The organism is Zavarzinia sp. (genome assembly GCF_049306435.1).
In the GTDB taxonomy this organism is placed as follows: Bacteria; Pseudomonadota; Alphaproteobacteria; order Zavarziniales; family Zavarziniaceae; genus Zavarzinia.
In genome coordinates, this window is the sequence record NZ_JBAQRT010000063.1 from 1 (window position 1) to 3,090 (window position 3,090).

A 3,090-nucleotide genomic window follows, 5' to 3' on the forward strand; every position below is an offset into this window, starting at 1 on the left:
CGCCAGCGCCGGGCCGCCGCCGCCTGGCACCAGCAGGCGGGTGACCAGCGGCCGGATGACGAAGAGCGTGAGCAGCAGGGCGACGAGGCCGAGCACGCCGATTTCGCCGATCTTGAAATAATCGGCCTTGGAGAGGCCAAGGAAGCCGGCGTCGGCCGCGCCGCCCGCCTCGGGCAGGGACTGGTCGGCGAAGGGCAGGTTGACGACGCGCACCTGGTCGCCGCGCTTCGGATCGAAGCCGATCGCCGATTTCACCAGGGTTTCCAACTGGTCCAGATCCTGCTGGCTGCGCGGCTGATAGCTCCGCGTGCCATCGGCCGCGGTCTGATAGGTGCCGTCGACGAGGATGGCGACGGACAGGCGCTTCACCCGGCCGCCTTCCTGCACCACGGTCTGGTCGGTGCGGGAGATTTCGTAATTGACGGTTTCTTCCGAACGGTCGGTGGTGTTCTGGGCACCGCCGCCCTGGTTCTGGTTGCCGGGCAGATTGCTCTGCACGGTGACGGCCTGCGAGCCGCTTTCCTGATTGCGCGAGCGGTCGTTGACGGTCTGGGTCGAACGCACGACCTGGCCATCGGGATTGAAGGTCTGGGTCTGGGTCGTCACCCGGTCGAAATCGAGTTCGGCCGAAACCTCGGCCCGCACCTTGTCGAAACCGACCGACGAGCCGACCAGCTGCTCGAGGGCGCGGCGCACCCCGGCCTCGTATTCCCGGGTCTTGCTGGCCACCGCTTCCGTGGGGCTGCCATCCGCGCCGGTGCCGCCACCGTCGCCCGACGCCAGCAGATTGCCGCGATCGTCGACGATCGAGATCCGGTCGGCCTTCAGGCCGGGCACGGCGGCCGCGGTCAGCTGGCGGATGGCGCGGACCTGCGCCGGATCAAGGCCGCCGCCCTTCAGCTTCAGCACGATCGAGGCGGAAGGGGCCTCGGTCTCGCGGGCGAAAAGCTGGCGCTGGGGCAGCACCAGATGCACGCGGGCGCTGGAAATGCGATCGATCGCGCTGATCGAGCGGGCGATCTCGCCTTCGAGCGCGCGCAGGTGATTGATGTTCTGGACGAAGCTGGTGGTGCCGATCGCCTCGGTGCGGTCGAAGATCTCGTAGCCCATGGAGCCGCCGGTGGGCACGCCGCTTTCCGCCATGGTCATGCGCAGTCGCGGCACCTGATCCTCGGGCACCATGATGCGGGTTCCATCGGCCGAAAGCTGGTACGGCACCTTAAGTTCCTCGAGCTTGGCGACGATGTGGGACGAATCGCCAAGGTCGAGATCGCTGTAGAGCAGGGCATAGGACGGCGCCATCATGCGATTGGCGGCGAAGATCAGGAAAGCGGCCACGACCGCGGTGACGCCGCCCAGCATCAGCAGGCGCCGCAGCCCCAGTCCCCTCAGTCGCATCAGCAATTCGTTCATGTCGCCCCCGGCATCGCGCCATCGACCTAGGCAATAATTTCCCTCTTTCTGTTGAACAGGAGGTTAACGGAGCCCCCGCGAGAAGCGGGGCCCGGAAACGGCAAAGCCCGGCGCGAGGGCCGGGCTTTGCAGCGGGAGACGATTCAGGCGGCGTTCAGGTATCGCGATAAAGCTGGATCCGGGTCGCGCGAAGGCCGGGCAGGCCATGGGCGTCGATCGCCCGCTGCCAGGACAGGAATTCCTCGACCGAAAGGGAGTAGCGGCGGCAGGCATCCTCGAGCGTGATCAGGCCGCCGCGCACGGCGCTGACCACCAGCGCCTTGCGCCGGATCACCCAGCGCTTGGTATTCGCGGGGGGCAGATCCTCCAGCCGGAGGTCGCGCCCCTCGGGTCCCCGCGGACTGTCGGTGATTTCGTCCATGTGATGATGCTCGCTCAAATCCACTCCTGCCCGGCCGGATATGCCGGGACTTCGAAGGAAGAGACTAGACGAGCGGGGTTAACAGCGGCCTAAAAGCCGATTTTCAATCGGACGAGGCGACCTTGGTCACCTCGTCGATGGCGACATTGCCGTTCTTTGTAACGAGTTCGATGGCACTGCCGCCGGAGTCGACGCCGGTGACCAGCGACATGGTGCTGATCGTGGTCTCGGTCGCCTTGCCGGCGCTGTCGAGCGCGGTGATCTTCAGCGTGTAGGGGCCGGCATCGACGACATCGCCATCGGCGTCCTTGCCGTCCCAGGTGTAGGACGTTGTGCCGGCCGCCGTGGTCCCGGTCAGGCTGCGCACGGTCTGGCCCTTGGCGTCGACGATGGTCAGCGTGGTCGAGGCCGAAGCCGTGTCCTTGGCATATTGCCAGGTCACCGGGGTCGTGCCGTCGAAGGCGGCGGTCGGCGTCGGGACCGCGACTTCCTTGCCGATATAGCCGACGGCGCTCGCCGTCGCCTGGCCCTGCAGGGCCGAAAGGACGTTGGACAGCGTCGAATTGGCGTTGATCGACTGTTCCACCTGGGCGAACTGCACCAGCTGGCTGGTGAATTCGTTGGAATCCATCGGGTTCAGCGGATCCTGATTCTGCAACTGGGTCGTCAGCAGGGTGAGGAAGGTGCTGAAGTTCTTGGCGAGGCCGGCGGTGGCGGTCGACGTCGTCGTCGAGGAATTGGTCGCGGCCGTGGCGGAGGAGACGGAGGTCATGAGTCCATCCTTCTTTCTTTGATCGTCAAACCTGGATGTCGACGGCCAGGGCGTTGCCGCCCCGCCGTTGACGTGGGCCGGCCGCATTCGCCACCGTTTCGGACGCGCCACTGCCGCTCTGGCCCCTGCCGCGTCCTCTGTTGCCATTGCCGCCGCCGTCGCCCGGGCCGTTGCCGCCGTTCTGGCCGGCATGGCCGTCGCGCAGGGCGAAGCTGACCGTGGTGTTCTGGGTCGCGGCGCCCTGGCTGGTCAGATTGCGGACGAGATCGGCCTTGTCCTGCTGCAGGAGATGCAGGGTCTCGGGCCGGTCGGCATAGACCCGGGCGGTCATCTGGCCGTCCTCGGCGAATTCGAGGCGGACATCGATGCGGCCGAGATCGTCGGGCGTCAGCGAAATCTCGAAGACATGCGTGCCCTCGTCGACCTTCCGCGCGATGGCGACGGACAGGGCTTCCGGGTCGAGGGGCACGGGCGCGGCCCGGGG

The 3,090-nt window shown here is 66.9% G+C and carries 4 protein-coding genes; all 4 read right to left on the reverse strand.

Translation table 11 applies throughout. The features are described from left to right. Positions 1–1,413, reverse strand: a 1,413-nt coding sequence (gene fliF / locus WAZ62_RS03250; protein WP_422642097.1) for a flagellar basal-body MS-ring/collar protein FliF, incomplete at its 3' end; no start/stop codon positions are given. A 154-nt stretch (positions 1,414–1,567) separates the two neighbouring features. Further along, positions 1,568–1,834, reverse strand: coding sequence for a DUF1153 domain-containing protein (locus tag WAZ62_RS03255; RefSeq protein WP_422642100.1), 267 nt, complete (start codon positions 1,832–1,834; stop codon positions 1,568–1,570). Positions 1,835–1,937: 103 nt separating this feature from the next. Continuing rightward, a complete protein-coding gene (locus WAZ62_RS03260; RefSeq protein ID WP_422642098.1) occupies positions 1,938–2,606 on the reverse strand; it encodes a flagellar hook assembly protein FlgD in 669 nt (222 codons plus the stop codon). A 25-nt stretch (positions 2,607–2,631) separates the two neighbouring features. Next, positions 2,632–3,090 (reverse strand): flagellar hook-length control protein FliK (locus WAZ62_RS03265; protein WP_422642099.1); only part of this gene is annotated, 459 nt, incomplete at its 5' end.